Origin of the sequence: Leucobacter chromiireducens, from assembly GCF_003917135.1 — a bacterium.
GTDB lineage: Bacteria > Actinomycetota > Actinomycetes > Actinomycetales > Microbacteriaceae > Leucobacter > Leucobacter chromiireducens_A.
This window is the reverse complement of sequence record NZ_RPDI01000016.1, coordinates 46,032-68,686: the sequence shown is the minus strand read 5'-3', so window position 1 is coordinate 68,686 and position 22,655 is coordinate 46,032. Positions and strand designations below refer to the sequence as shown.

At 70.0% G+C, this 22,655-nt stretch carries 25 protein-coding genes and 2 tRNA genes; 10 read left to right on the top strand and 17 right to left on the bottom strand.

Features of this window, described 5'->3' with window-relative positions; translation table 11 throughout:
- Positions 1-221: 221 nt before the first annotated feature.
- Together EGM46_RS09315 and EGM46_RS09310 are read left to right on the top strand one after the other, a co-directional pair.
- Positions 222-1,115 carry a hypothetical protein gene (locus tag EGM46_RS09315; protein ID WP_125099881.1) on the top strand — a complete coding sequence of 298 codons (894 nt, stop codon included), beginning with the start codon at positions 222-224 and terminating at the stop codon, positions 1,113-1,115.
- Positions 1,108-1,494 carry a GntR family transcriptional regulator gene (locus tag EGM46_RS09310; protein ID WP_164512855.1) on the top strand — a complete coding sequence of 129 codons (387 nt, stop codon included), beginning with the start codon at positions 1,108-1,110 and terminating at the stop codon, positions 1,492-1,494. Before EGM46_RS09315 ends, EGM46_RS09310 begins: the two co-directional genes overlap by 8 nt.
- A gap of 78 nt (positions 1,495-1,572) precedes the next feature.
- Here the strand turns inward: EGM46_RS09310 and EGM46_RS09305 are convergent.
- The 6 genes from EGM46_RS09305 to thrC form a co-directional block, all read right to left on the bottom strand.
- Positions 1,573-1,645: transfer RNA gene (locus EGM46_RS09305), tRNA-Glu, on the bottom strand.
- Between the two features lie 162 nt (positions 1,646-1,807).
- Positions 1,808-3,406, bottom strand: a complete 1,599-nt coding sequence (locus tag EGM46_RS09300) for a hypothetical protein (protein WP_125099879.1) — start codon at positions 3,404-3,406, stop codon at positions 1,808-1,810.
- Positions 3,403-4,122, bottom strand: a complete 720-nt coding sequence (locus tag EGM46_RS09295) for an ABC transporter ATP-binding protein (protein ID WP_125099878.1) — start codon at positions 4,120-4,122, stop codon at positions 3,403-3,405. The genes EGM46_RS09300 and EGM46_RS09295 overlap by 4 nt, the downstream gene beginning before the upstream one ends.
- 19 nt (positions 4,123-4,141) lie before the next feature.
- Positions 4,142-4,549, bottom strand: coding sequence for a phage holin family protein (locus EGM46_RS09290; RefSeq protein ID WP_125099877.1), 408 nt, complete (start codon positions 4,547-4,549; stop codon positions 4,142-4,144).
- 54 nt (positions 4,550-4,603) lie between these two features.
- On the bottom strand, positions 4,604-5,737 hold the full coding sequence (locus EGM46_RS09285; protein ID WP_125099876.1) for an AI-2E family transporter: 1,134 nt from the start codon (positions 5,735-5,737) through the stop codon (positions 4,604-4,606).
- A gap of 102 nt (positions 5,738-5,839) precedes the next feature.
- Positions 5,840-7,270, bottom strand: coding sequence for a threonine synthase (thrC, locus tag EGM46_RS09280; RefSeq protein ID WP_125099875.1), 1,431 nt, complete (start codon positions 7,268-7,270; stop codon positions 5,840-5,842).
- Between the two features lie 213 nt (positions 7,271-7,483).
- On the opposite strand from thrC, the gene EGM46_RS09275 reads away from it, so the two are divergent.
- Both EGM46_RS09275 and mscL read left to right on the top strand, forming a co-directional pair.
- On the top strand, positions 7,484-8,350 hold the full coding sequence (locus EGM46_RS09275; protein ID WP_125099874.1) for a DUF4190 domain-containing protein: 867 nt from the start codon (positions 7,484-7,486) through the stop codon (positions 8,348-8,350).
- A 118-nt stretch (positions 8,351-8,468) separates the two neighbouring features.
- Entirely contained in the window at positions 8,469-8,933 is a 465-nt protein-coding gene (mscL, locus tag EGM46_RS09270) for a large conductance mechanosensitive channel protein MscL (RefSeq protein WP_125099873.1), read from the top strand.
- Positions 8,934-9,129: 196 nt separating this feature from the next.
- Here the strand turns inward: mscL and EGM46_RS09265 are convergent, their stop codons facing one another.
- Both EGM46_RS09265 and EGM46_RS09260 read right to left on the bottom strand, forming a co-directional pair.
- Positions 9,130-10,536: a dipeptidase gene (locus EGM46_RS09265; protein ID WP_125099872.1), complete on the bottom strand. Its 1,407-nt coding sequence runs from the start codon at positions 10,534-10,536 to the stop codon at positions 9,130-9,132.
- A gap of 104 nt (positions 10,537-10,640) precedes the next feature.
- Positions 10,641-11,273, bottom strand: a complete 633-nt coding sequence (locus EGM46_RS09260) for an SOS response-associated peptidase family protein (protein ID WP_125099871.1) — start codon at positions 11,271-11,273, stop codon at positions 10,641-10,643.
- A gap of 77 nt (positions 11,274-11,350) precedes the next feature.
- Between EGM46_RS09260 and EGM46_RS09255 the strand changes: the two genes are divergently transcribed.
- Positions 11,351-11,809, top strand: coding sequence for a YdeI/OmpD-associated family protein (locus tag EGM46_RS09255; protein ID WP_125099870.1), 459 nt, complete (start codon positions 11,351-11,353; stop codon positions 11,807-11,809).
- Here the strand turns inward: EGM46_RS09255 and EGM46_RS09250 are convergent.
- Together EGM46_RS09250 and EGM46_RS09245 are read right to left on the bottom strand one after the other, a co-directional pair.
- Positions 11,787-12,596, bottom strand: a complete 810-nt coding sequence (locus EGM46_RS09250; RefSeq protein WP_125099869.1) for an ABC transporter ATP-binding protein — start codon at positions 12,594-12,596, stop codon at positions 11,787-11,789. The two genes, EGM46_RS09255 and EGM46_RS09250, sit on opposite strands and share 23 nt — an antisense overlap.
- Positions 12,593-13,300: a FadR/GntR family transcriptional regulator gene (locus EGM46_RS09245; protein ID WP_125099868.1), complete on the bottom strand. Its 708-nt coding sequence runs from the start codon at positions 13,298-13,300 to the stop codon at positions 12,593-12,595. The genes EGM46_RS09250 and EGM46_RS09245 overlap by 4 nt, the downstream gene beginning before the upstream one ends.
- 282 nt (positions 13,301-13,582) lie before the next feature.
- Between EGM46_RS09245 and EGM46_RS09240 the strand changes: the two genes are divergently transcribed.
- A complete protein-coding gene (locus EGM46_RS09240; RefSeq protein WP_125099883.1) occupies positions 13,583-15,286 on the top strand; it encodes a 2-isopropylmalate synthase in 1,704 nt (567 codons plus the stop codon).
- Positions 15,287-15,303: 17 nt separating this feature from the next.
- Here the strand turns inward: EGM46_RS09240 and EGM46_RS09235 are convergent, their stop codons facing one another.
- Positions 15,304-15,663: an META domain-containing protein gene (locus tag EGM46_RS09235; RefSeq protein WP_125099867.1), complete on the bottom strand. Its 360-nt coding sequence runs from the start codon at positions 15,661-15,663 to the stop codon at positions 15,304-15,306.
- Between the two features lie 154 nt (positions 15,664-15,817).
- Here EGM46_RS09235 and EGM46_RS09230 point away from each other — a divergent pair, with 154 nt between their 5' ends.
- Positions 15,818-16,279: a VOC family protein gene (locus tag EGM46_RS09230; protein WP_125099866.1), complete on the top strand. Its 462-nt coding sequence runs from the start codon at positions 15,818-15,820 to the stop codon at positions 16,277-16,279.
- A 68-nt stretch (positions 16,280-16,347) separates the two neighbouring features.
- Here EGM46_RS09230 and EGM46_RS09225 read toward each other — a convergent pair.
- Together EGM46_RS09225 and EGM46_RS09220 are read right to left on the bottom strand one after the other, a co-directional pair.
- Positions 16,348-16,418: transfer RNA gene (locus EGM46_RS09225), tRNA-Cys, on the bottom strand.
- Positions 16,419-16,424: 6 nt separating this feature from the next.
- Complete coding sequence (locus EGM46_RS09220; protein WP_241156265.1) at positions 16,425-17,801, bottom strand: aminotransferase class I/II-fold pyridoxal phosphate-dependent enzyme; 1,377 nt, start codon at positions 17,799-17,801, stop codon at positions 16,425-16,427.
- A 70-nt stretch (positions 17,802-17,871) separates the two neighbouring features.
- On the opposite strand from EGM46_RS09220, the gene EGM46_RS09215 reads away from it, so the two are divergent.
- Both EGM46_RS09215 and EGM46_RS09210 read left to right on the top strand, forming a co-directional pair.
- Positions 17,872-18,651 (top strand): YggS family pyridoxal phosphate-dependent enzyme, encoded by a 780-nt coding sequence (locus EGM46_RS09215; RefSeq protein WP_125099865.1) that lies wholly within the window; start codon positions 17,872-17,874, stop codon positions 18,649-18,651.
- A 154-nt stretch (positions 18,652-18,805) separates the two neighbouring features.
- Positions 18,806-19,075 (top strand): GlsB/YeaQ/YmgE family stress response membrane protein, encoded by a 270-nt coding sequence (locus tag EGM46_RS09210; RefSeq protein ID WP_125099864.1) that lies wholly within the window; start codon positions 18,806-18,808, stop codon positions 19,073-19,075.
- Positions 19,076-19,225: 150 nt separating this feature from the next.
- On the opposite strand, the gene EGM46_RS09205 is transcribed toward EGM46_RS09210, so the two are convergent.
- The 4 genes from EGM46_RS09205 to EGM46_RS09190 all read right to left on the bottom strand — a co-directional run bounded on the left by EGM46_RS09205 (position 19,226) and on the right by EGM46_RS09190 (position 22,099).
- Positions 19,226-19,543, bottom strand: a complete 318-nt coding sequence (locus EGM46_RS09205) for a hypothetical protein (protein ID WP_241156264.1) — start codon at positions 19,541-19,543, stop codon at positions 19,226-19,228.
- 127 nt (positions 19,544-19,670) lie between these two features.
- Positions 19,671-20,627, bottom strand: coding sequence for a restriction endonuclease (locus EGM46_RS09200; protein ID WP_125099862.1), 957 nt, complete (start codon positions 20,625-20,627; stop codon positions 19,671-19,673).
- A 116-nt stretch (positions 20,628-20,743) separates the two neighbouring features.
- Positions 20,744-21,676, bottom strand: a complete 933-nt coding sequence (locus EGM46_RS09195) for a diacylglycerol/lipid kinase family protein (RefSeq protein WP_125099861.1) — start codon at positions 21,674-21,676, stop codon at positions 20,744-20,746.
- A 126-nt stretch (positions 21,677-21,802) separates the two neighbouring features.
- Positions 21,803-22,099, bottom strand: a complete 297-nt coding sequence (locus EGM46_RS09190; protein WP_125099860.1) for a hypothetical protein — start codon at positions 22,097-22,099, stop codon at positions 21,803-21,805.
- A gap of 52 nt (positions 22,100-22,151) precedes the next feature.
- Here EGM46_RS09190 and EGM46_RS09185 point away from each other — a divergent pair, with 52 nt between their 5' ends.
- Complete coding sequence (locus EGM46_RS09185) at positions 22,152-22,610, top strand: MarR family winged helix-turn-helix transcriptional regulator (RefSeq protein ID WP_125099859.1); 459 nt, start codon at positions 22,152-22,154, stop codon at positions 22,608-22,610.
- Positions 22,611-22,655 lie beyond the last annotated feature (45 nt).

Genomic DNA, 22,655 nt, shown 5'->3' with positions numbered 1-22,655 from the left:
ACCCTCCACCAGAAGGTGAACACGCGAACGCAGACCGGCCGAGGTTCCCTCCCGATGCCCGCTCACCGTTGCCTCATGTTCAAGGCCGTCGATACCCCAGAGACACCGAGGGATGAGCGAGTGAGTCTTGACATGCACTTATGTATCAAGCGAGACTGATCAAATGGCACGTTCATCATCCGCCGTCTCCTGAGAGGTTCGCGATGCTCCCCCTCATATGCGTGTTCCTGCTGGTTCTGATCGTGCAGTCACGCCCCTACTTTTGGGGACTGGACTCCGCTCCGGGCAGGAGGGCCACGGCCCGGGTACTCGCCATTGCGCCGGTACCCCAGGCTGGAGAATGGTCGACTTTCGCGCGCGCGCTCGTCGTCCGCGACCGAGCCGCCGTCGCCGGATCGAGCGCGGCGGTCATCCTGCTCACCATATTCTGGGGCGAAGTTCCAGCCAGCTGGGTGATACTCACTCCAGATGCAAGCTACATGTTCCTGGCGATCACTGTGATCCAACCAATCACGGCCATCATCCTCTCAATCTTTGGGGTCAGTCACTCGTTCGGTACCACCAGCCGCGTGTCAGCCCCGCACGTGGCAAGACTCAACAGGGTCGGCGTCCTCAACTACGTTTCCAGGGCCACGGTGCTGTTTCCACTGGGGCTCCTCACTGCCTCCGCTGCAGTGAACATCGCGCTCCTCCTTCCTGGCGCAAGAGCAACGATCGCGCCTGAGCGCATCACCACAAGCTTGCTCTGCTTCGCGGGCTGCACGCTCCTGTCCATTGCAGCTTTCACGGTCGCGGCCGTTGTGGTGAGACGAGGATCCATCTCGCAGACCAGGTTCGGTGTGTTCGCCACCGACCTTGTTCGCTTGGAGGCCGTGCGGTCCCTGTTCGCGCTGTCGACCAGCGTTGCGGCAATTTCTCTCCAGATCGCAGGCTTCGTAGCCGCTGCTCCGCTTCTCACTCTGGGTGAGGATGCGGCAAGCGGATTCGCTGTCCTTTGGGTGTGCATCGTTATCACCGTCGCCCTCGTGCTCTTCCGCATGACGTTGCAGCCCACGAGCCCCGAACTCTTGCAGCGCCTGTGGGGAGCCAAGAACGAGCATGCGACAGATGCTTGAGATCAACCCGGCCAGCAGTGTTCCCATTCACGGGCAGCTCATCTCGGGCATCCTGGAAGCGATCGAACATGGCGATCTGAAACCTGGCGATCGACTCCCAACGGTGCGTCGCCTTGCCGCGGACATTGAGGCAGCACCCGGGACGGTGGCTCGAGCATACGGGATCCTGGAAGAACGCGGCGTCCTCGCGACCCAAGGCCGACGCGGAACCTTTGTCCGGCAACAGCTCCCCGCTCGCGAGGTGCAAGCGAGAGAGGCCGCAGAAGCATACCTGGCGCTACTGGTTGACCAGCTCGGATATTCACAGAAGGAAGCGATCCAACATCTCGTTCGCATCGCCGATCGACATCCGCACCAGCCAAGGGTGTCCGAGCAGTGACACCGAGCGCGCCTGCACGGCTGAAACCCCACGCAGACAGCAAAAAGCCCCCGCCTGAGCGAGGGCTTTTTGTTCCGGTGACCCCAGCGGGATTCGAACCCGCGTTACCGCCGTGAGAGGGCGGCGTACTAGGCCGCTATACGATGGGGCCGGACGCTATTGCTTGGCTTCGAGGTTTCCCCCGCTGCGCTGGCAACTCATTTAGTTTGCCATGGCCGCCGTGCATCAGCAAACTCCAGGCGACGCCCCGCGCGTGTCACCGCGGAATTCCGCGATTCTCGCGACCCAGCATCCCGGTACCACAGCTCCCCCACTACCCCGACAGGCTCGGCCGCAACCGGGAGTACGCCCACCCGGTCAGGCTCACCAGCACGAGCACCGCCGCCGCCACACCAAGCAGCGGCGACCCCGTCGCAGTACCGGCCGCCAGCACTCCCCCGACCAGCAGCGCGACGAGCGGCCCGTCAACGCTCCAGAGGAACACGTTGACCGCTGAGACGTCGCCGAGCGGCGTGGGGACCGGGGCGAGCAAGCGGAGCGGGATCGTGCCCTTGAGCGCAGCCGCCGCGCGCAGGAGCACGATCGCGCACGCCAGCGCCGGCGCGGTGCACACGGCGAGGAGGCCGCCGAACCCCAGTGCCGCACCCCCGGAGATCAGGATCGCCACCGCCGCACCGCCGCAGGCGAGCACGACGCACACGAGGGCCGGCACCAGGGCGTGCGCGGCGAGCAGCACAGCAGGGCTGAGCGGCAAAAGCGCGGGCGAGCCCGCCCCACCCGCCGCGGTCACGATGCCGCGGCACAGCGGCTGCGCCCCGAGCGAACCGAGCAGGGCCGCGACCGCGCCAAGGATCACGGCCCCGCCGATCCCGAGCCCCGGCTGGAGCGCGGCCGCCCACAGCGCGCCGGCCGCGCACACGCCAACAAGGCCGGCAAGAGTCCTCCCCGGTGCGCGCACGAGCCCCAGCACGTCCCGCCGCATGAGCACACGGATCAGGTTCCCCGTCGAGCGCAGGCGCAGCCCCCGCCCGTGACGCACGGGCGCCCCGAAGCGAGCGAGCGCGGCCGTCGGGTCGCCCGTCAACGCGAGCGCGCTCGCGGCGTCCCAATTGACGGCCTGCTCACGCAACACATCGCGCGGCAACCGTGCCGCGAACGGCACCGCACCGCACACCACGGCAAGCGCCGCGGCGACGGGAACGGCAAGCGCCGCGAGCAACGTCGGCACGTGTACCGCCACCACCTCGACGCTGCCAGCCGGGAGCACGCTCATCTCAAGCAGGCGCGCGGTCGCCGACCACGGGTCCCCCAGCGGGCCCAACGTCAGCTGCGCAACCGCGAGGAGCGCGAGCGCCGACGCGAGGATGGTGCGGGCACGGATCCCCGACTGGCCGACGAGCAGCGCACCGATCCCGAGTACGCAGGTGCACACCCCGGCCAGGATCACGCCGCTTGCGAGCGCGAGCGGGAGCGGCGAGCGGAGCGCGCTCGACACCGCCCAGACACCGCCCAGCAGCGCCCCGAGCCCGGCCGCGGCGAGCAGGAAACGCGCTACCGCTGGAGCCAGCAGACGCCAGCGCGGGATCGGCGAGGGGAACAGCAGGTCGAGCTGCGGGAGCCCCGCACGCGCCGGCCCCAGCCCTCCACCAAGCAGCACCACGCCAGCCGTGGCTGCGGTGAGCAGGGCCGCAACCGCCCCGGGCTCCCGCACCAGCTCGGGCAGCACCGGCGCCGCGCCCAGTACGCCGAGGCGCACCCCGGGGGCCACCACGATGATCGTGAGCATGATCGCGAGGTAGATCCGGTACGACACGTCGCCGGCACTGAGCGTCGCCCCGCGCGCGCGGCGGACCGCACGAATCGCGCGGACCGCCGCGGCGTCAGCGCGTGCGCGGCTCAGTAGCCCGCTCATCCCGCGCCAGGCGCCCCAGCCGCACCAGCCGCGCCAGCCACCCCAGCCGCACCAACCACCACCTCGGTGTCGGCGACCCGCGACACCAGCACGGGATCGTGGGACGCGAAGGCGAGCGCGACGCCCGCGGCGCGCGCCGCACCGAGCACCTCGGCAACGAGATCTCGCCGATCCGGATCGAGGCGCTGCTCCGGTTCGTCGAGCAGCAGCACCGAGCAGGGGCGAGCGAGCGTCACTGCGAGCGACACGAGCTGGCGCTGACCGCTCGAGAGTTCGTTCGGGAAGCGGTCTGCCAGCGCAGCGATCCCGAACCGCTCGAGGGCCGCGGTGCCGAGCCCCACCCAGCGCGGTGCTGAGCCGGTGTCGGCTGCGGGTCGCGACCATGCCGCCGAGATGAGCGCGATGTGATCGCGGAGCGTGAGATCCGGGTACAGCGTCGGGGGCTCGATGAGCGCAGCGACGTGCCCGCGCACGACGGCGCTTCGCTCATCGAGCGGCGCGCCGAAGAGCTGTGCGGAGCCGGCGCTCGGCCGCAGGCGGCCGGCGAGCACGCGCAGCAGCGTCGTCTTCCCCGCACCGTTCGGCCCGCGGACCGCGACGGCGCGCGCACTGCGGAGCGCGATCGACGTTGCAGGGAGCAGTTCGGCACCGTCGATCTCCACGCCGACATCCTCAGCGTGGAGCAGGAGCTCCCCCTCGTCGCGGTGGTTCGTCATCGCGTGCGCGGGATCCCGGCTATCCCGCAGCGCGGATCGCCTTCGCCGTTGCCCGGCGCTTCAGCCACTTCTCGACGAACAGGGCCATGAACAGCCAGCCGCCGAGCGCGGTGATCACCCACACGATGATCGGTGCGAGCACCCACGCGTCGACGCCGGTGATCTCGATCCCGTCACCGAAGAGCGTCGCCACCCAGAGCGCGAGCACCGTAGCGACGAGGCCAACACCGCCAGCGAGCGGCGCCGCGTAGCGCTGCGCGATGTTCAGCACGAACGGCCCGAGCAGCGCGTGCGCGAGCGTGAACACCCCGAGCGCTACAAAGAAGCCGGTGACGTGGACCGTCACACCGGGCAGCGCGAAGTGAATCACGACGAGCGCGATCGCCCCGAGGACGAGCTGCGCCCCCACCTGAAACAAGAACCGCATGGGACTCCTTTGACGTGCGGCGAGTTCCGCTGCACCTCAGCGTAGCGCAGCCGGTCAGTGACGCGGTTCGCGCGGGCGGAACCACTTCGCCGGGGTGTGCGGGCCGTCCCACACCTGGATGATCCCCCACGCGACCGCCGCGATCGGCACCGCGAGCACCGCGCCGAGCACGCCGCTCAACACCGTACCGATGGTCAACGCGAGCAGGATCACCAGCGAGTGGAGCTTCAGCGCGCGCCCCATGAGCACGGGCTGCAGGAAGTTGCCCTCCAGCTGGTTGACGAGCACCACGACGCCGACAACGAGGATCGCGCTGATGGGCCCGTTCGCCACGAGGGCGACGAGCGCCGCGAGGATCCCAGCGAGCGTCGCACCCACGATCGGAATGAACGCGAGCACGAACACGAGCACGGAGAGCGGGAGCGCAAGCGGCACCTGCAGGATCATGAGCCCGATCCAGATCCCGATCGCGTCGACCGCCGCAACGGCCGCGGTGCCGCGCACGTAGGAGCCGAGCGTCGCCACGGTCTTCGCGCCTGCGCGCTCCGCGCGAGCGAGGCCGGCGCCGGTGAAAGGGCGGAGCACGAACTGCCAGATCTGCGGGCCATCCTTCAGGAAGAAGAACAGCACGACGATCATGAGCACGAGGCCGGTGACAAAGCCGGTGACCGCACCGACCCCCGCGAGGGCGCCGGAACCGAACTGCGAACTCGTCAGGAAGTCGACCACGGTTTGCTGCCACTCGGCGAGCTGTTCGCTGCTCGGCGCGATCGGCAGGGTCTTCACCCAGTCGAGCACCTGCACGAACCCATCGTGCGCCTGCGTGGCGAGCTCATCCCACTCGTCCTGCACCGCCCAGACGATGAGCCAGGCGACCGCGGTCAGAATGAGGGCGATCGCGAGCAGCACGAGCACCGTCGCGAGCGCGCCCGGCACATTGCGTGCGCGCAGCCAGCGCATGACCGGCGAGAACGTGCTCGAGAGGATGAGCGCGAGCAAGATCGGGATCACGACCGTGCTGAGCGCGCGCATGCCGAGCACCACGAGCGTGGTGAGGCCCAGCACGATGATGATCTGCAGGGCGCGCGTCGCGATCAGGCCAAAGCCATCCCCCCACGCGCGCGCGACGTGGCTCTGCCCGGCCTCCGGACCCGCGTCCGCGCCCTCGGCGGCGCGTCCGGGTGTCACGCCGGTGCGCCGCTCAAGCGCGGAAACCCTGCGCGCAAGCTGTTCCTGCTTCCATCCGCCGAACACGATCGCCTCCCCAAGTCCCGGTGTGTGCCCCGGAGTCTACGCCTGGACGGCGCGCTCCGCGATGAACGCGCGCAGCTGCGTCGCGTCGTTCGCCATCTCGGTGACGTGCTGCGGCAGCTCAAGCAGGTCGGCGAGGTGCTCGGGCATGCCCAGCTCGATGCCCGTGGCCTCGCGCACGATCTCGGGGAACTTCTCCGGCTTCGCGGTTTCGAGCACCAGCATCGGGATCCCGGGCTCGAGGTGCTCGCGCGCGACCTTCACACCGTCGGCCGTGTGCGGATCGATGATGATGCCGCTCGCGGCATGCACGTCGCGGATCGTTGCCACGCGGTCGGCGTGCGTGCTCGTGCCGCTCTGGAAGCCGAACTCCGTGTCGAGGCGCGGCAGCTCCTGCGTGAGGTCGATGCGGCCGGTCTCCGCGAGCTCCTGCCAGGCCGCGGCGAGCCGCACCGTGTCGCGCCCGAGCAGGTCGAAGATGAAGCGCTCGATGTTCGACGCCTTCGAGATGTCCATCGACGGGCTCGACGTCGCGTAGGTCTCGGCCGCGCCGCGCGGCGCATAGATACCCGTGCGGAAGAACTGGTCGAGCACGTTGTTCTCGTTCGCGGCGAGCACGAGCCTGCGGATCGGCAGGCCCATGGCGCGAGCCAGGTGCCCCGAGAAGATGTTGCCAAAGTTCCCCGATGGGACCGTGAAGGACACCTCGTACTGCGCGCGATCCGCCGGTGCGACCGCGTCCGTCGCGCGGAGCCACGCCCAGAAGTAGTAGACCATCTGCGCGCTGATGCGGCCGAGGTTGATCGAGTTCACCGTGCCGAGCTCATGCTCGCGCTTGAACTCCAGGTCACCCGAGAGCTCCTTGACGAGGTTCTGGCAGTCGTCGAACACGCCCTCGACCGCGATGTTGTGAATGTTCGCGTCGGTGAGCGAGTACATCTGTGCACGCTGGAAGTCGCTCATGCGGCCCTGCGGCGACAGCATGAAGACGGCGATGCCGTCCTTCCCGCGGAGCGCGTACTCGGCGGCCGACCCGGTGTCCCCCGAGGTCGCGCCGATGATGTTGAGGGCCCGGTCGCTGCTCGCGAGCACGTACTCGAGCGACTGCCCGAGGAACTGCATCGCCATGTCCTTGAACGCGAGCGTCGGCCCCTCGGAAAGCCCAACGAGCGAGATCTGCGCATCGATCGCCGTCAGCGGCACGATCTCGTCGGCGACGAAGTTCTCGGAGCTGTACGCCGCCTCGCACATCCGCGCCAGCTCGGCGCGCGGAATGTCCGTCGCGTACAGGCTGAGGATCTCGGTCGCGAGCTCCGGGTAGGACAGCCCGCGCAGCGCTTCGATGCGCTCGGCGGTGAGCTGCGGCACGGTCTCCGGGACCACGAGACCGCCGTCGGTGGCGAGCCCCTCCAGCAGGATCGCGCTGTAGGGTGCCGGGGCCATACCGCCGCGGGTGGAGATGTACTTCAACTTTGCTCCTCGTCGTTGGTGACGCCACCATTCTATTCAGCTCCACATTCCGGCGGCGGCCCGCCGCGGCTTCCGCAGGGCGTGGAGCAGGGGCGCCACCTGTGAGTACACTGGGAGCGTGCGAGTCGATTGTGCCGCGCACCCTGACCTGCTGACGCCCGCCCGCGCCGCAGCGTCCCGCCCATCGTCCCGCCCAGAGGAGCCTGATCCGTCATGTCTGATCCCACCACCCCCGGCGCAGAGAACCCGCAGCCGACCACCCCGAACGGCGCGCAGGCGCCCGAGGCTCAGCTGCCGGCTGCGCCCGAGCAGCAGCCGATCGCGCCGCAGGAGCCGATCGCGGCACAGGAGCCGATCGCGCCGCCCGCGTACGTGCAGGCTCCGGCGTACCCCGCCGCTCCCCCCGAGCCGGCCGCAGGCTCCGGCGCGCCCGGCGCACCGGTGGCCCCCGGCGCGATGCCCGCGGGTGCCGCATACCCGGGGCAGCAGCAGCCCCCGATGAACGCGCTCGCGATCGTCGCACTGGTGACCGGCATCCTCGTGAACGTCGTCGGTATCATCTGCGGCCACATTGCCCTCTCGCAGATCAAGCGGACGGGTGAGCGCGGCCGTGGGATGGCGCTTGCCGGCACGATCATCGGCTACGTGAGCCTCGCGTTCTCGATCATCGGCGTCATCTTCTTCTTCGTGTTCGCCGGCTTCGCGGTGCAGGCGGCCAACACGGCAGCGACCGAGTCGCTCAGCCAGTACGAGGACGCGACGGCAGAGCTCCAGGAGTCGCTCGAGGGCGAGTCGAGCGAGCTCGGCGCGGCACCCGCCGATGCGGAGCGCTCCGCGGAGTTCTGCGCCGCACTCAATGAGGCGATTGATATGACCGACCCGAACACCGCGGAGTACTCGGCGGACGAGGCAGCACTGTACGCGAAGCTGGGCGAGCTGGACAACCCCAACAAGGAGCTCTACGCGAAGTTCGCCGAGCTCATCGCTGACCCCGCGAAGCTCGCGACGGATAGCGACGCGGCGACGCTCGCAGAAGAGGCGGTGACGGCAATGACCGAGGACTACCTCGCCTGCATGTAGCTCACCCCATCCAAGTGTGACTCCGGAGCCCCGCGCGGACATTCTGCGCGGGGCTCCGGGTGTCTCCGCGCGCACACCGCTAACGTTGATGCAGGTACTTTCCAAGATGGGAGAACGTATGTTCAAGGGGTTCAAGGAGTTTCTGCTGCGCGGGAACGTGGTCGATCTCGCAGTCGCCGTGGTCATCGGTGCGGCGTTCAACGCGGTCGTGCAGAAGGTCGTCGACGCGCTGATCAACCCGATCATCGGGATGGTGTTCAAGGCCGACTCGCTCGACGGAGCGCTGCTGGTCGAGCTGCCGGGCGGCGGCTCGATCGCGTTCGGCGCGCTGCTGGGCGCGATCCTCAACTTCCTGATCGTCGCGGCGGTCGTCTACTTCGTGTTCGTCATGCCGATGAACAAGCTGCGCGACATCACCGCGAAGGATGCCGAGGAGGAGGTTGCCGCGGAGACCGAGCAGGAGCTCCTCGTCGAGATCCGCGACCTGCTGCGCGCCCAGGCACTCGCGTCGGGCGCGGCCCCCGCTGCGGGCGCTGCACCCGCGTCGGAGCCGGGCGCGGCGCCCGGCGCGCACCGGGAGTAGCGCGCACGCGCACGGGCGCTCTGAGTAGCGCGCACGCCCTCGCGACCCCGTTCGCACACGCACGCGCACCAAACCGCCCGGAGAAATTCGATATCTCGGTGTGAATCCCCATGAGGGCTCCGAGATTCCAGATTTCTCCGGGCGGTTTGGTGTTTCCGGGCGCCGGGCGGTGTGGTGTTTCCGGGCGCCGCCGCGCCTACGCCGTCCGCGCGTTCAGTCGCGCCAGGAACAGCGCCTCGGTAAGCAGCGACTTGCGGAACGACTCGATGTGCAGCGACTCGTTCGGGCTGTGCGCGCGGCCGTCGGGATCCTCCACCCCGGTGACCAGGATCTGCGCGCCAGGGAACTCCTCCACCAGCTCAGCGATGAACGGGATCGATCCCCCGACGCCGATGTCTACCGGCTCGCGCTGCCACGCGTCGGCCATCGCGCCGCGCACCTCCGCGACCGCCCAGCCGCTCGTGTCCACGAGGAAGGCCTGGCCGAAGTCGGGATCCTCGAAGCTCAGCCGCGCGCCGAACGGCGCGTTCGCCGTGAGATGCTGCTGAATCGCGGCGTACGCCGCCGCGGGATCCTGCCCGGGGGCGATCCGCGCGCTCACGCGCACCCGCACGCCGGGGATCAGCGTGTTCGAGGCGTTCGCGACGTCGGGCGCGTCGATCCCCGTGATCGTGATCGCCGGCTGCGCCCACAGGCGCGAGAGGATCTCGCCGCGGCCGATCGGCGTCACGCCGTCGAGCAGGCCGGCCTCCTCGCGCAGTCGATCCTCGCCGTAGGCGGGCAGGTCGAGGTCGGCGGTCACGAGGCCGGGCACCGCGACGGCGCCCTCGGCGTCCCACAGCGAGTCGAGCACCCGCACCGCGGCAAGCATGCCGTCGGGCACCGCGCCGCCAAACATGCCGGAGTGCGAGGCGTGGTCCAGCGTGTCGATGCGGAGGTTGAACGCCACCGCGCCGCGCAGCGCGACCGTGAGCGCCGGGGTGTCGATGTCCCAGTTGCTCGAGTCGGCGACGATGATCGCGTCGGCGGCGAGCAGGTCCCGGTTCTCGCGCAGGAAGTTGCCGAACGACTGCGAGGCCCACTCCTCCTCACCCTCGATGAAGAGCGCGATGCCGAGCTCGAGCTCGCGGCCCTCGGCCTCCGCAGCGGCAGCGAACGCGCGGATCGCGCCGAGGTGCGCCATCACGCCGGCCTTGTCGTCGGCGGCGCCGCGGCCGTACAGCCGCCCGTTCCGCTCGGTCGGCTCGAACGGCGGCGTCTCCCAGTCCTCGTCCTTGCCTGGCGGCTGCACGTCGTGGTGCGCGTAGAGCAGCACGGTCGGCTTGCCGTTCTTCGGCTCGCGGCGCGCCACGACGGCCGGCTGCCCGAGCTCGGTGCCGCCCTCGACGGGGGCGCGGCGAATGTCGACGACGTCGAACACCCCGGTCTCCCGCAGGAGCGCGGCGATCGCCTCGGCGCTCTGCGCGACGTGCGCCGGATCGAACGCTGGCCACGACACGGAGGGGATGCGCACGAGCGCGCACAGATCCTCCATCGTCCGGCCGAACTGCGCGTCGACCACCGAGCGAATCTCCGCCTCGAGTGCGGGCTGGTCCTGAGTCATGTGACTTCTTTCTCCCGGGCGCTTCGGTCGCGGCGCACGCGCGCGGACCGGCAGCGCTCCCTGTTCACCATACGAATTCAGACTATCGCCGGGCGCAGCGCGCGTCACGCGGCCGGGCGCGCGATCACGGCGGCGCGCTCGGCGAGCGGCGTGGATCCCGCGACCACCCCGGCAACAAACGCTGCGTCCCCCGCTCGATGGGGATCGAGCCACGCGTCGTGCGTGTCGCGCGCGAGCATGAGCGGCATCCGGTCGTGCACCTCGGCCGCCTCGCCGACCGCGGCACGCGTCACCAGCGCGTAGCTGAGCAGCGGCGCCCCATCCTGCTGCGGCACCGGGGTGACGATCGCTGCGATGCCGAAGAGCTCGTCGCCCGGCAGCGCGAACGTGTGGCTCTTCTCGACGTACCAGTGCGCCGGGAGGATGGCGCGCCGCTGCAGTGGCTCGCGCCACTTGGTGGCGAGGGCGTCCGAGCGCGCGTTGAACGCCGAGAACTTCGCCGGCGCTCCCCCGACGTGCAGCCACCACCAGCCGAGGTCGACGCGTCGCTCGCCGAATCCCTCGTGGATCAGCGGGTTGAGGTTGCGCGCGTTGCGCCCGGTGATCTTCGCGGTTGAGCGCTGCTCACGCGCCCACTCGGCGATCCGTGCGCGGCTCTCCGGCTCGTGCATGGGCGGGAGGTCGAAGCTGAGTCCCAGATCGTGCGGCCCGCCGCCGAGCCCATAACTTGCGCACATGCCGCTCACTGTAGTCCCGCTGGGCGCCGCCCAGCTACCCCTCGTCACCCGCACACGCCGCGCAGTACGATACCCCCATGACGCTCACACTCTCGACCACGCTCGAACCGCAGGGCCCGGCAACCGCGCTCGTGCTGAGTGACGCGCAGGTCACCGAACTCGGCGGCGGCGGCCGCGCCGCCGTGCGCGTGACGATCGCCGGGCGCACCGCGCGGCTCCGCCTCGCGCGGATGGGCGGCAAGAATATGATCGGGCTGTCGAAGGCCGCGCGCGCCGAGCTCGGGGTCGAGATCGGCGACGCGGTGACCGCGGAGATCGCGCTCGATGCGGAGGAGCGCACGGTCGAGATCCCGATCGAGCTGCGCGAATCGCTGGCCGCGCACCCGGGCGCGCAGGGCGCGTTCGACGCGCTGACGTACACGCGCAGGAAGGAACTCGCGCTCGGCATCACGTCGGCGAAGCGCGCGGAGACCCGCGAGCGCCGGATCGTCGCGGTGCTCGCGGAGCTTGGCGTTACGCCGGCTGCAGGGAGCTAGCGCCCCGGCCGGCGCGCGCGGCCCAGCGGCCGTCCGCCTTCGTGACGCGGATGGGGTGCTCGAACGCGCGCGAGATCACCTCGGTCGTGACGACCTCGTCGACGCCGCCGGCCGCGACGATCTCGCCGTGCGCGATGACGACGGCGTGCGTGGTGCTCTCGGGCAGCTCCTCGAGGTGGTGCGTCACGAGGATCGTGGTGAGCTCGGGTGCCGAGGTCGCGAGCCCGTCGAGCGTGTCGAGGAACTGCTCGCGCGCGGCGACGTCGAGCCCCGTGGTCGGCTCATCGAGGAGCAGCAGCCGCGGCTCGGCGACGAGCGCGCGTGCGATGAGCGCGCGGCCACGCTCCCCCTGCGAGAGGGTGGGCCAGCGCGCGTCGCGCCGGTGCCCGAGACCAACGCGGGCGATCGCCGCGTCGGCGCGCGCGACGTCGTCGCTGCTCGGCTCCCAGCGCAGCGGGAGCTCGATGGTTGCGGTGAGCCCGGTGAGCACGACCTCGCGCATGGTGAGCGGGGTGGTGAGCGGGTGACGCGGATTCACGTGCCCGATCTCGTGTCGCAGCGCCTGCAGGTCGACGCGACCGAGCCGGCGCCCGAGCACGGTCGCGGTGCCCGAGGTGGGGTGCGTCTGCGCGCCGCAGAACCCCAGGATGGTGCTCTTGCCCGCACCGTTCGGGCCGAGCAGGGCCCAGCGCTCACCGGCGCGGACCGTGAGCGTGATCCCTCGCAGAATGTCGGTGCCGCGCCTGCGGAACACCACGTCGTCGAGGTCGAGTACCGGGTCGGTCATGCGAGTCCCTCCTGCAGGGAGTTCAGGTGGTTTCGGCTGAGGCTGGCGGCTCGATCGGGATCGCGGCCGGCAACGGCGTCGGCGAGCTCGGCGTGGACGTCGTGGTCGGCGTCGCTGCCGAACGAGACGCGGATGCGCAGCATGTCGATCATCGCCTGGCGCACGCGCGGGGTGAAGCCGTCGAAGAGTTCGAGCAGGATCGGGTTGTGCGCGGCGGCAACGATCGCCCGGTGAAAGGCGGTGTCGGCGTCCACGTGGTCGGGGATCTCCGCGCGCCGTTCCGCGCGCTGCTCGAGCGCGCGCCGGATGGCGCGCAGATCTGCCGGGGTGCGGCGCTGGGCGGCGAGCGCAGCGGCCTCCGTCTCGATCGCGGCGCGCGCCTCGATGACGGAGACGATGCCGGCGCGTGCGAGCACGGTGTCCCAGTCCTCGCGGGCGTCGAGCGCGGTGACGAACACCCCGGCGCCCTGGCGGGAGGCGAGCACTCCGCGGCCGGCGAGCTGGCGGATCGCCTCGCGGACCGTCGAGCGGCCGACGCCGAGCTGCGGCGCGAGCGTGGTCTCGCCTGGCAGCTTCGCCCCGAGTTCCCACTCGCCGGCGCGGATGCGCGAGAGCAGCAGCTCCGCGGCTTGGTCGGCGAGCGGTGCGCGGCTGAGGGCGGGTGCGACCGCGCGTCCCGTCGCGGCAGCATCAGAGGATGACATGCGCACAGCGTAGCACTCCTCAACTTGTCTGAGGAGTTGTGCTACCGTGATGCCATGCGAAAACGCAGCCTCCTCCTTCGTCGCCACGACGGGGCCTGACCGACCGGCTCCCCGTCGTGGTGTCGACTGCGCCGGTCACCACCCGATCCGCACCCGAGGAGTTCTCCCGTGTCCACCACACACGACGCAGCAGCGTCCACACGCCCCTTCCCCACGATCGCAACGCCGGCCGGCCCCGTCCCCGCCGACGCCCCACCCTGGAACCGGCAGCGCGGCTCGCAGATGCCGAGCCACCGCTACCGCTCCGCGTACGACCGCGTCGAGATCCCGCTCACCGACCGGCACTGGCCGAACGCGCGGCTCACCCGAGCCCCGCTCTGGGTGCCCGTCGACCTGCGCGACGGCAATCAGGCGCTCGCCGAGCCCATGGATCCCGCGCGCAAGCGCCGCTTCTTCGAACTCATGGTGGCGATGGGCTACACCGAGATCGAGGTGGGCTACCCCTCCGCATCGCAGACCGACTACGACTTCGTGCGGCTCATCGCGGAGAGCGAGATCGCGCCCGAGCACGTCACGATCGTGGTGTTCACGCCAGCACGCCGCGACCTCATCGAGCGCACCGTCACGTCGATCCGCGGCATCCGCAACCCGGTCGTCATCCACCTGTACACCGCGACCGCGCCGACCTGGCGCGACACCGTACTCGGGAAGGATCGGCGCGCCCTCGCCGAGCTCATCCTCGCCGGCGGCCGCGACGTGCTCGAACTCGCCGGCGACGCACCGAACGTGCGCTTCGAGTTCTCCCCGGAGGTGTTCACCCTCACCGAACCCGACTACGCGCTGGAGGTGTGCGACGCGATGACCACACTGTGGGACGCCGTGCCCGAGCGCCCGGTGATCCTCAACCTCCCCGCCACCGTCGAGATCGCGAGCCCCAACGTGTATGCCGACCAGATCGAGTACATGCATCGCAACCTGGCGCGGCGCGACAGCGTGATCCTCTCCGTGCACCCGCACAACGACCGCGGCACCGGCATCGCGTGCGCCGAGCTCGCGATCCTCGCGGGGGCGCAGCGCGTGGAGGGGTGCATCTTCGGCAACGGCGAGCGCACCGGCAATGTCGACATCGCGACGCTCGCACTCAACCTCCACGCGCAGGGCGTCGACCCGATGATCGACTTCTCCGACATCGACGAGATCCGGCGCACCGTCGAGCACGCCAATCGCATCGAAATCCACCCTCGGCACCCGTACGTCGGGGACCTCGTGCACACGGCGTTCAGCGGCACCCACCAGGACGCGATCAGGAAGGGGTTCGCGGAGCACCGATCCCGCGCGGCGTCATCCGGCATGCCGGAATCAGAGCTCGAGTGGCGGGTCCCCTACCTGCCGATCGACCCGGCGGATCTCGGCCGCAGCTACGACGCGGTGATCCGCGTCAACTCGCAGTCGGGCAAGGGCGGCATTGCGTACCTGCTGGAGGCCGAGCTCGGCGTCGCGCTCCCCCGCCGCTTCCAGATCGAGTTCGCCCGGCGGGTGCAGCGGCACACCGACGCGAGCGGCTCGGAGGTGGGCGCGGCGGAGCTCTGGGAGCTGTTCGCGCGAGAGTACCTCGCCGACGGGCCAGCGCACTTCGCGCTCATCGCGCACGAGACCGTCGGGGACGGCGCGACGTCGCGGAGCCGGATCGTCCTCCGCGCCGGTGCCGCCGAGCACACGCATGAGCCGGACGGCGATCCCGGAGCCGACGGGGATCACGGGCCGGTTGCCGTCTTGGCCAGCGCCCTCGCCGCGCACGGCACGGCGATCGACGTGCTGGCGTTGCATCAGACGAGCGTCGGCGCGGGGAGCGACAGCGCAGCGCTCACGCTGCTCGAGTACCGCGCGAGGGACGGCCACTCAGCCTGGGCGGCCGGCACCTCCTCGTCGGTACTGGAGGCGAGCCTCGCCGCGGTGATCCGTGCGGCGAACGCGGTGCACGACTGAGGACCGCGCCGGGCGAGCTAGTCCTGTGCGCGCGTGAGCGTGCCGAGCTCGGCGCCGTCGCGATCCACCACGGTGAGCGTGTCGCCGTCCACCGTTGCGGTACCGGCGAGCGAGAGCCAGGTGTCCACGCCCTCGCAGAACTTCCTGGTCGTGGCGAAGCGGCCGAAGTCGAACGTGCCAGCGTCCACCGTGCCAGCGCCCACCATGGTGTTGCAGCCGTCGGAGCCGTTGAACGCGCTGTCCTCGGTGATCTCGAGCGTCGGCGCGTTCTCACCGGTTCCCACCCAGGAACCGGTGAACGAGGGTCCGGCGGCGCAGCCGCTCAGGGCAAGCGCTGCGACAGACACGGCGGCGGCGGTCAGGAGTGCTCGGCGCATGGACAGACTCTTCTCTCGGAGTGGGTTCGGGCTGACGCTCGGGGCGCGGTGTGTACGCCTGTGCATAGTGTATCCACCGCCCCCGACATCGGTGCCGCGGCACGGGCCGCAGGTGCGATTTCCCCTTCTCGTCCGCGCTGCGTACCCTGAGGGCATGGCACTCACCTGGAAGATCGTCATCGACTGCGCGGATCCGCACGCCCTCGCAGACTTCTGGGCTGCGGCCCTCGACTACACCGTGGAGGATCCCGGGGCGCTCGTCACCGAGCTCCGCGAGTCCGGCAGAATCCCGGCGAGCGAGGTCACCACGCACCTCGGGAGCGAGCGCTTCGCGCGGTTCGCCGCGATCCGCCATCCGGACGATCCGTTTACCGAGTTCACGGGCATCGGCGCTGGCAGGCGCATCCTGTTCCAGCAGGTGCCCGAGCCGAAGCAGGTCAAGAACCGGCTGCACCTCGATCTGCACGACGACGGCGGCGATGTTGAGGCGCTGGTGACGCGGCTCGAGGCGTTCGGCGCGCGCCGGATCGAGTTCGTCGACGAGGGCCCTGCCGGTAGCTGGTGGGTGATGGCCGACCCCGAGGGCAACGAGTTCTGCGCCGCCGCGGTGGGCTGATCCGGGGGGGCTGCTGATCCGGCGCGCCTGCGCGCTGCGCGGCTCCGCCCGGGAGTCCGCGCACATCGAGGTGGGGGCAGGATTCGAACCTGCGTGCACGACCTTGCGGGCCGCGACCTCTCCTCTCGGTCACCCCACCGTGTTCTTACGCCGTGCGCGGCACCTCGCGTGCGCCGGCCGCCCAGGCCAGGTCCTCGGCGAGTTGCCGCTGCTCCGGATCACTCAGCGTGTGTACGGTGAGCCGCACCCAGCGCTCGTGGCCGCCCGCGAGCGCGAACTCGCTGCCGGCGCGCGCGTGCCAGCCGCGCGCCCGCAGGCGCGGCAGCACGGTGGCGGCGTCGACCCCGGCGTCCGCCCACACGTTGAGCCCATCGCGCCCCGCGCCGCGGAGGCCCACCCGCGCGAGCTGCGCGGTAAACGCTGCCGCGCGCTCCGAGTAGTGTGCGGCAGCTGCCGCGGCGCGCGCGTCGGCGCCCGGCGCGGTGAGGAGCGCGTGACTCGCCCGCTGCAGGAGGTGACTCACCCAGGTGTTCCCCCCGTTGAGCCGGAGCGCGAGCTGCTCGGCGGTGGCGGGATCGCTCGCGACGATCGCGAGGCGCAGATCGGGCCCCAGCACTTTGGACACCGAGCGGACCAGGGCCCACCGCCACTGCGACGCCGGGACAATCGTCTCCGGACTCGACGTGGACAGCAGCGCGAAGTGGTCGTCCTCGATCACCAGGACACCGGGGAAGTCCACCAGCACCTCCCGGAGTTCGGCGGCGCGCCCCGGGGTGAGGCTCGCGCCCGTCGGGTTGTGCGCGCGGGGGGTGCATACGATCGCCCGCGCTCCGCCGGCCAGGGCCGCGCGCAGGCTCTCGGGGCGCATGCCGGCCTCGTCCATCGCCACGGGCAGCGGGCGATAGCCGGCGTGCCGCACGGTGCTGATGCTCGTGAGGAAGCAGGGATCCTCGAGCGCGACGGCGTCACCCGGCAGGAGCGCCTGCGAGAGGAGGCGCTCCACGGCGTCCACCGCGCCAGCCGTCACGGTCACCGCGAACGGCCGCGGCTGGTCCGCCGCGATCCACTCGGTGGCCCAGGCCGCGAGATCCGGATCGATAGGCTCCTCGCCGTAGAGCCGCGGCCGCGCTACCGCGAGCGTCACCGATGCTGGATCAGGCAGCAGCGCCGGATCGGGGTTGCCGTCCCCGACGTCGCGGAGCGGCGCGCCAGCGCCTCCGTCCGTGCGCCCCTCGGCGGGAAGGACGCGGAGCGGATCGATCAGGATCGTGCCGCCGCCCCTGCGCGTCTCCGCGAGGCCCGCGCGCACGAGCACCCGATACGCCGCGAGCGCGGTGTTGCGGTTCACGCCGAGCTGCTCGGCGAGCGCGCGCACCGGCGGCAGCGTGTCGCCCGGCGCGAGCGCGCCACGATCCAGCTCGGCCCGAACGCTCGCCGCGATCTCCTCGGCCGTGGTGCCGCGCAGCCCGGCCGAGGAGATCGCTGCGAGCCCGGGTGCCGCGCTGCGTCGCTCGTGTGGCACTGGTACTCCTCTCGGCCGGCGTGATCCTCGGTTCTGTACGACGAACACGAGCCATGCTACGGTTTGACCTATGACAAGTCAACCGGGCGCGGAGCCGCCGATCCACGACTTCCCCATCGCGACCGGGGTGGCCGACTTCGTGCACAACATCGCCGCGGTGCGCAGCAAGATCGCGGCCGCCGCGGAGCGCGTCGGGCGGTCGCCGCACGACGTGCGACTCCTTCCCGTTAGCAAGACCGTGCCGGAGGAGCGCATCCGCCTCGCCGTGCAGGCCGGCTGCCGGGAGCTCGGCGAGAACAAAGTGCAGGAGGCCGCGCGCAAGGCGACCGCGCTCGCCGAGCTGGGCGTGAAGTGGTCGGTCATCGGCCACCTGCAAACAAACAAGGCGCGCGACGTCGCCGCGTTCGCGCACGAGTTCCAGGCGCTCGACAGCGAGCGCGCCGCGGCCGCGCTCGACCGCCGCCTCCAGGCCGCTGGCCGATCGCTCGACGTGTTTGTGCAGGTGAACACCTCGGACGAGCCCCAGAAGTACGGGCTCCCGCCCGAGGAGGTCGGAGCATTCCTCCGCGCGCTCCCCCACTACTCGGCACTGCGGGTGCGCGGACTCATGACCCTCGCGATCTTCAGCTCGGACACGGAGCGCGTACGCGCGTGCTTCTCCCGGCTGCGCACCCTGCGCGATCACCTGCGCGAGAGCGATCCCGATCTGCTGGGAGACGCCGGGCTCTCCATGGGGATGTCCGGCGACTACGAGGTCGCCATCGAGGAGGGCGCCACCTGCGTGCGCGTCGGCCAGGCCATCTTCGGGGCGCGGCAGGTTCCCGACAGCCACTACTGGCCTGGGCTCTAGATTCAGCAGGTACCGTGGATTCCCCAGAATCCAGAGATTCGGCGCAATACTCCCCGCAGCCGGAATTCACAACCCCCTGCTCAGAGGCAAAAACTGAGGGTATCGTGTGGCGCACACCCGAGCGAAGTTCGCTGGGCCGAAAGGAGCTGACATCATGAGTTTCCTCGCGTTTCTGATCCTCGGCTTGATCGCTGGAGCCATCGCAAAAGCGATCATGCCGGGCGAGCATGGCGGCGGCTGGTTCACCACGCTCATCCTCGGCGTCGTTGGCGCCATGCTTGGCGGCTGGCTGGGCGGGATGATCTTCGGGGCTGACATGAGCGCGTTCTGGTCGCTCCAGTCCTGGCTGCTCGCGATCGGCGGGTCCGTCCTCGTGCTGCTGATCTTCGGGCTCTTCAGCCGCGGCAGGGAGGCGACCCGCTAGCCCCCGCTCCGCCCGCCCGGCCCCCGCGCCCGCCCGGGCTCCGCACCCGCCCGGGATCGGGGTCACTTGGGCAGGGTGTCGCGCCAGCACGAGCGACGACACCCTGCCAGAGTGACCCCGATTCGGTGTGACAGGCGGGTCGGCGGGCGGCTAGGCGAGGTCGGGGTACTGGCGCGCGAACGCCTCGGCGTCCTCCTCGCTCAGGATCGTCAGCCCGCGCGCGGTGTGCGAACGCGCGGTCAGCACACGCACCCACGTCGGGTTGAGCTCGGGCGAGCGGCTCCCAGCGAAGCGGAAGCCGATCGGCACATGCGGTGACAGCCACAGCGAGACGCGCCCACTGCCCTGCTCGGGCGTCTTGCTCCAGTTCAGGAAGAAGCTCTCCTGCGTGCGCAGTTTCTGGCCGATGACGACCTTGAGGTGCGCAAGCAGGCGGTCCTCGAACTCGTACTCATGCGTTCCGTGCATCAGATACCCCATGCCCCGATCATTGCACGGCCGCGCCGCTTTTGCGCGGATGATCCGGACTTTCTGCGCGCACGCCGCGCCCAGCCACTTCAGCGGATCTACACGACCGAGACGTAAGTACGTGCGTCTACTGGTCTTCGAAGAAGTCTCGATCCACATGGAAAACGGTGTACTGAGTCCGGGCTTCAACGCCGACACCGTAGTTCAACATGAGTGACGTGAGCGCGATACCGTCGATCAGCACGATCTTGCCGGCAAACTGCTCGGCGGCTTCAACCGCCGCTCGAGAGAACGAGGACGTTGTAATGAAGACGCCGCGGTCCGCACCCCGCCGGTGAAGTGCCCCATAGAAACCATTGATATCGGGACTCCCAACGGTATTCCCGTCGGCATAGCGCTTTGCCTGTACATACACCTTCTGCAAGCCAAGCGGGTCCTGTCGGATGACCCCATCAATCCCACCGTCGCCAGTGCACCCCTGGTGCTCGATGCCGCCCAGCTTGCCGCCATACCCCATTGCCCAGAGTACTTCCAGCACTGCTCGCTCAAAGAACTCTGGCGAGGAGGCCTGCAGCAGCCCTCTCAGTTCAGTCTCGACTTCCGCATTCACGCCGTCCACGCGACGCGAGATCGCGTCAAGCGGATCCTCATCCGCATCGGTCGCGCGTCCTGCCAGCTCGTTTCCATCCGCATGATCTTTCCGGGAACGAGCATCGCGTTCTCGAAGCTCCGCTCGGTAGGCGGACCACTTCGGCCACTCCAGCATGTCGTTCTCGCTGTACTCAATGAGACCGCGCGCATTCACTGCGCGCCCTTCTTCGGTGATCTTGTACCAGCCTCGGCGCACCTTCTCTACGAGGCCTGCCTGATTGAACGACGAACACGCCCAGCCAACTCGGTTCTCGAGACGCCCCTGCCCCGAGCTGAGTCGCTGGGCAACGACGTGATCAGCGAGGTCCATGATCGCTGCTACGCCGGAGATGATGTCCTTCAGCTGGTGGGTCTCTCCATCCGCGAGAAAACGCAACACAACGGGCCTGCACCCATCGATTGTTGGAACACCATCGGGGGCAAACTGTGCCATTGTCGTCCTCTCAGAGATCCATGCAGGGCAGTTCGAGATTCCGCTCAAGCATGCGTGCTCACTGTACTCGACCCACGTATTGTGCATGCGAGGGCGACGGTGAGCGAGCCACGCGACTACCGCACCCGGAGGGCACCCGCCTGCACCGACACCTCGATGCGCACCACCTCGCCGAGCTCGTCGCCGTCCACCTCGAAGACCCGCGGCTCGTCGAGCGCGACCGTGAGCGCCGTGAAGCGCTCGTGCGCCGCGCTCTCGCTGCTCTCGGCGGACTCGCCACCCGTGAGCGCACGCTTCAGCCCGTTGTCCCACACCATGTTGCGGAGCGTGTCCGCCCACCCGACGACCCCGTCGGCCCGGAGCAGGAGCAGGTCGAGCTCGCCGTCCCCTGGATCCGCGTCGGGGAGCAGCGTGATGCCGCCCTGCAGCATGCCGCAGTTCCCCACGATCAGGGTGTGCGCTCGCTCGCCGGCCGCGGCTCCCCCATCACGGGCGACGCTCAGCTCGATCACTTCGCTCGCCGAGAGCGCGCGGCCGAGCGACTCGACATACGCGAGCCACCCCGCACGCGCCTTCAGCTCGTCGTCGGTCTCGGTAATCATGTTCGCGTCGATGCCGAAGCCCGCCATCACGGCGAAGGCGTGCCGCTCCGCGCTGCCGTCCGCGCGCGTGAGGTCCACCCAGCCGACGTCGATGGCGCGCCCCGCCGAGCCGAGCGCACGCTCGACCGCCGAGGCGGCATCCCCCAACGGCACACCGAGATTCCTGGCCAGCAGGTTTCCCGTACCGAGGGGAATGATCCCCAGCTCGGCCGCGCCGGACTCCGCGAGCTCCTCGGCAACCGCGCGCACGGTGCCATCGCCGCCGGCTGCCAGCACGAGGTCGGCCCCGGCCTCGATCGCCGCGCGCGTCGCCGCGCGCCCCGGGTCGTCCGGGCTGGTCTCGTGCCAGCTCAGCTGGGCCGGCTGCGAGCCGGCGAGCGCGCGCTCAAGCGCGTCGCGACTCGTCTTCGATGGATTCCATACGATCCCCACGCGCACAGCGTTCACCGCCCCATCCCTCCGCTCGTGGCGGCCGCCGCGGCACCGGGTCGCAGCAGATCACCCGCCTGATCTGAGCTTATGATGCCTGGGCTCGCACGGCAAAGCGTTCCAGCGGATGAGTCGAACGGAGTGCTACTCCCCCCGCACCCCGGAGGCGGTGGCTTCCGCCGCGACCGGATCCTTCGGGCAGCGCAGGTGAGTCGGCTTCCCTGGCCCGCCACGGTCGATGCGGTGCAACTTCATGGAGTGACTGCAGACCGGGCAGGCGGGATCAGCCGGCCGCACGTATGCCGGCTCGTCACGCTCGCCCAGCTGGGCCGGCCCTTCGAACTGGTAGAACAGCCGCTGCACGGCGGCGTAGAAGCCAGGCACCCCGTCGTAGGGAGTCTTGTGCCAGAGATGATACTTTTCCCGCTTTTGTTTGCGCACAAACAAAATGCTAGCACAGAACGTTTGTGCACGAATGAGCTAGGATTCCACCATGGCGACCGAGTCAACCCCCGAAGACCTCCTGCAGCTCGACCGGCAGGTGTGCTTCGCGCTCGCCGTGGCGAGCCGCAGCGTGATCGGCGTCTACCGGCCGATCCTCGAGCCGCTCGGCCTGACTCACCCGCAGTACCTCGTCATGCTGGCACTCTGGGAGCACGCGCCGATGCGATTCCGAGATCTGGCCGATTCGCTTCGCCTCGATCCCGCGACGCTCTCCCCGCTCGTCAAACGGCTCGAGGCGCTCGGACTCATCGCGCGCCAGCCGGTCGCCGACGACGACCGCACCTTCGCGCTCGCCCCCACCGCCGAGGGCCACGCGCTGCGCGAACGCGCCCTCGACGTGCCACCAGCGGTGATCAGCCGGCTCGGACTGCCGCTCGAACGCCTTGAGGCGCTGCGCGACGAACTCACGACCATCATCGCCGCGGTCGACGCGGGCCCGGCGCACTGACCGACTGAACGCGGGGAGCCGCCCCGCATCTCCGTGAATGTCGGT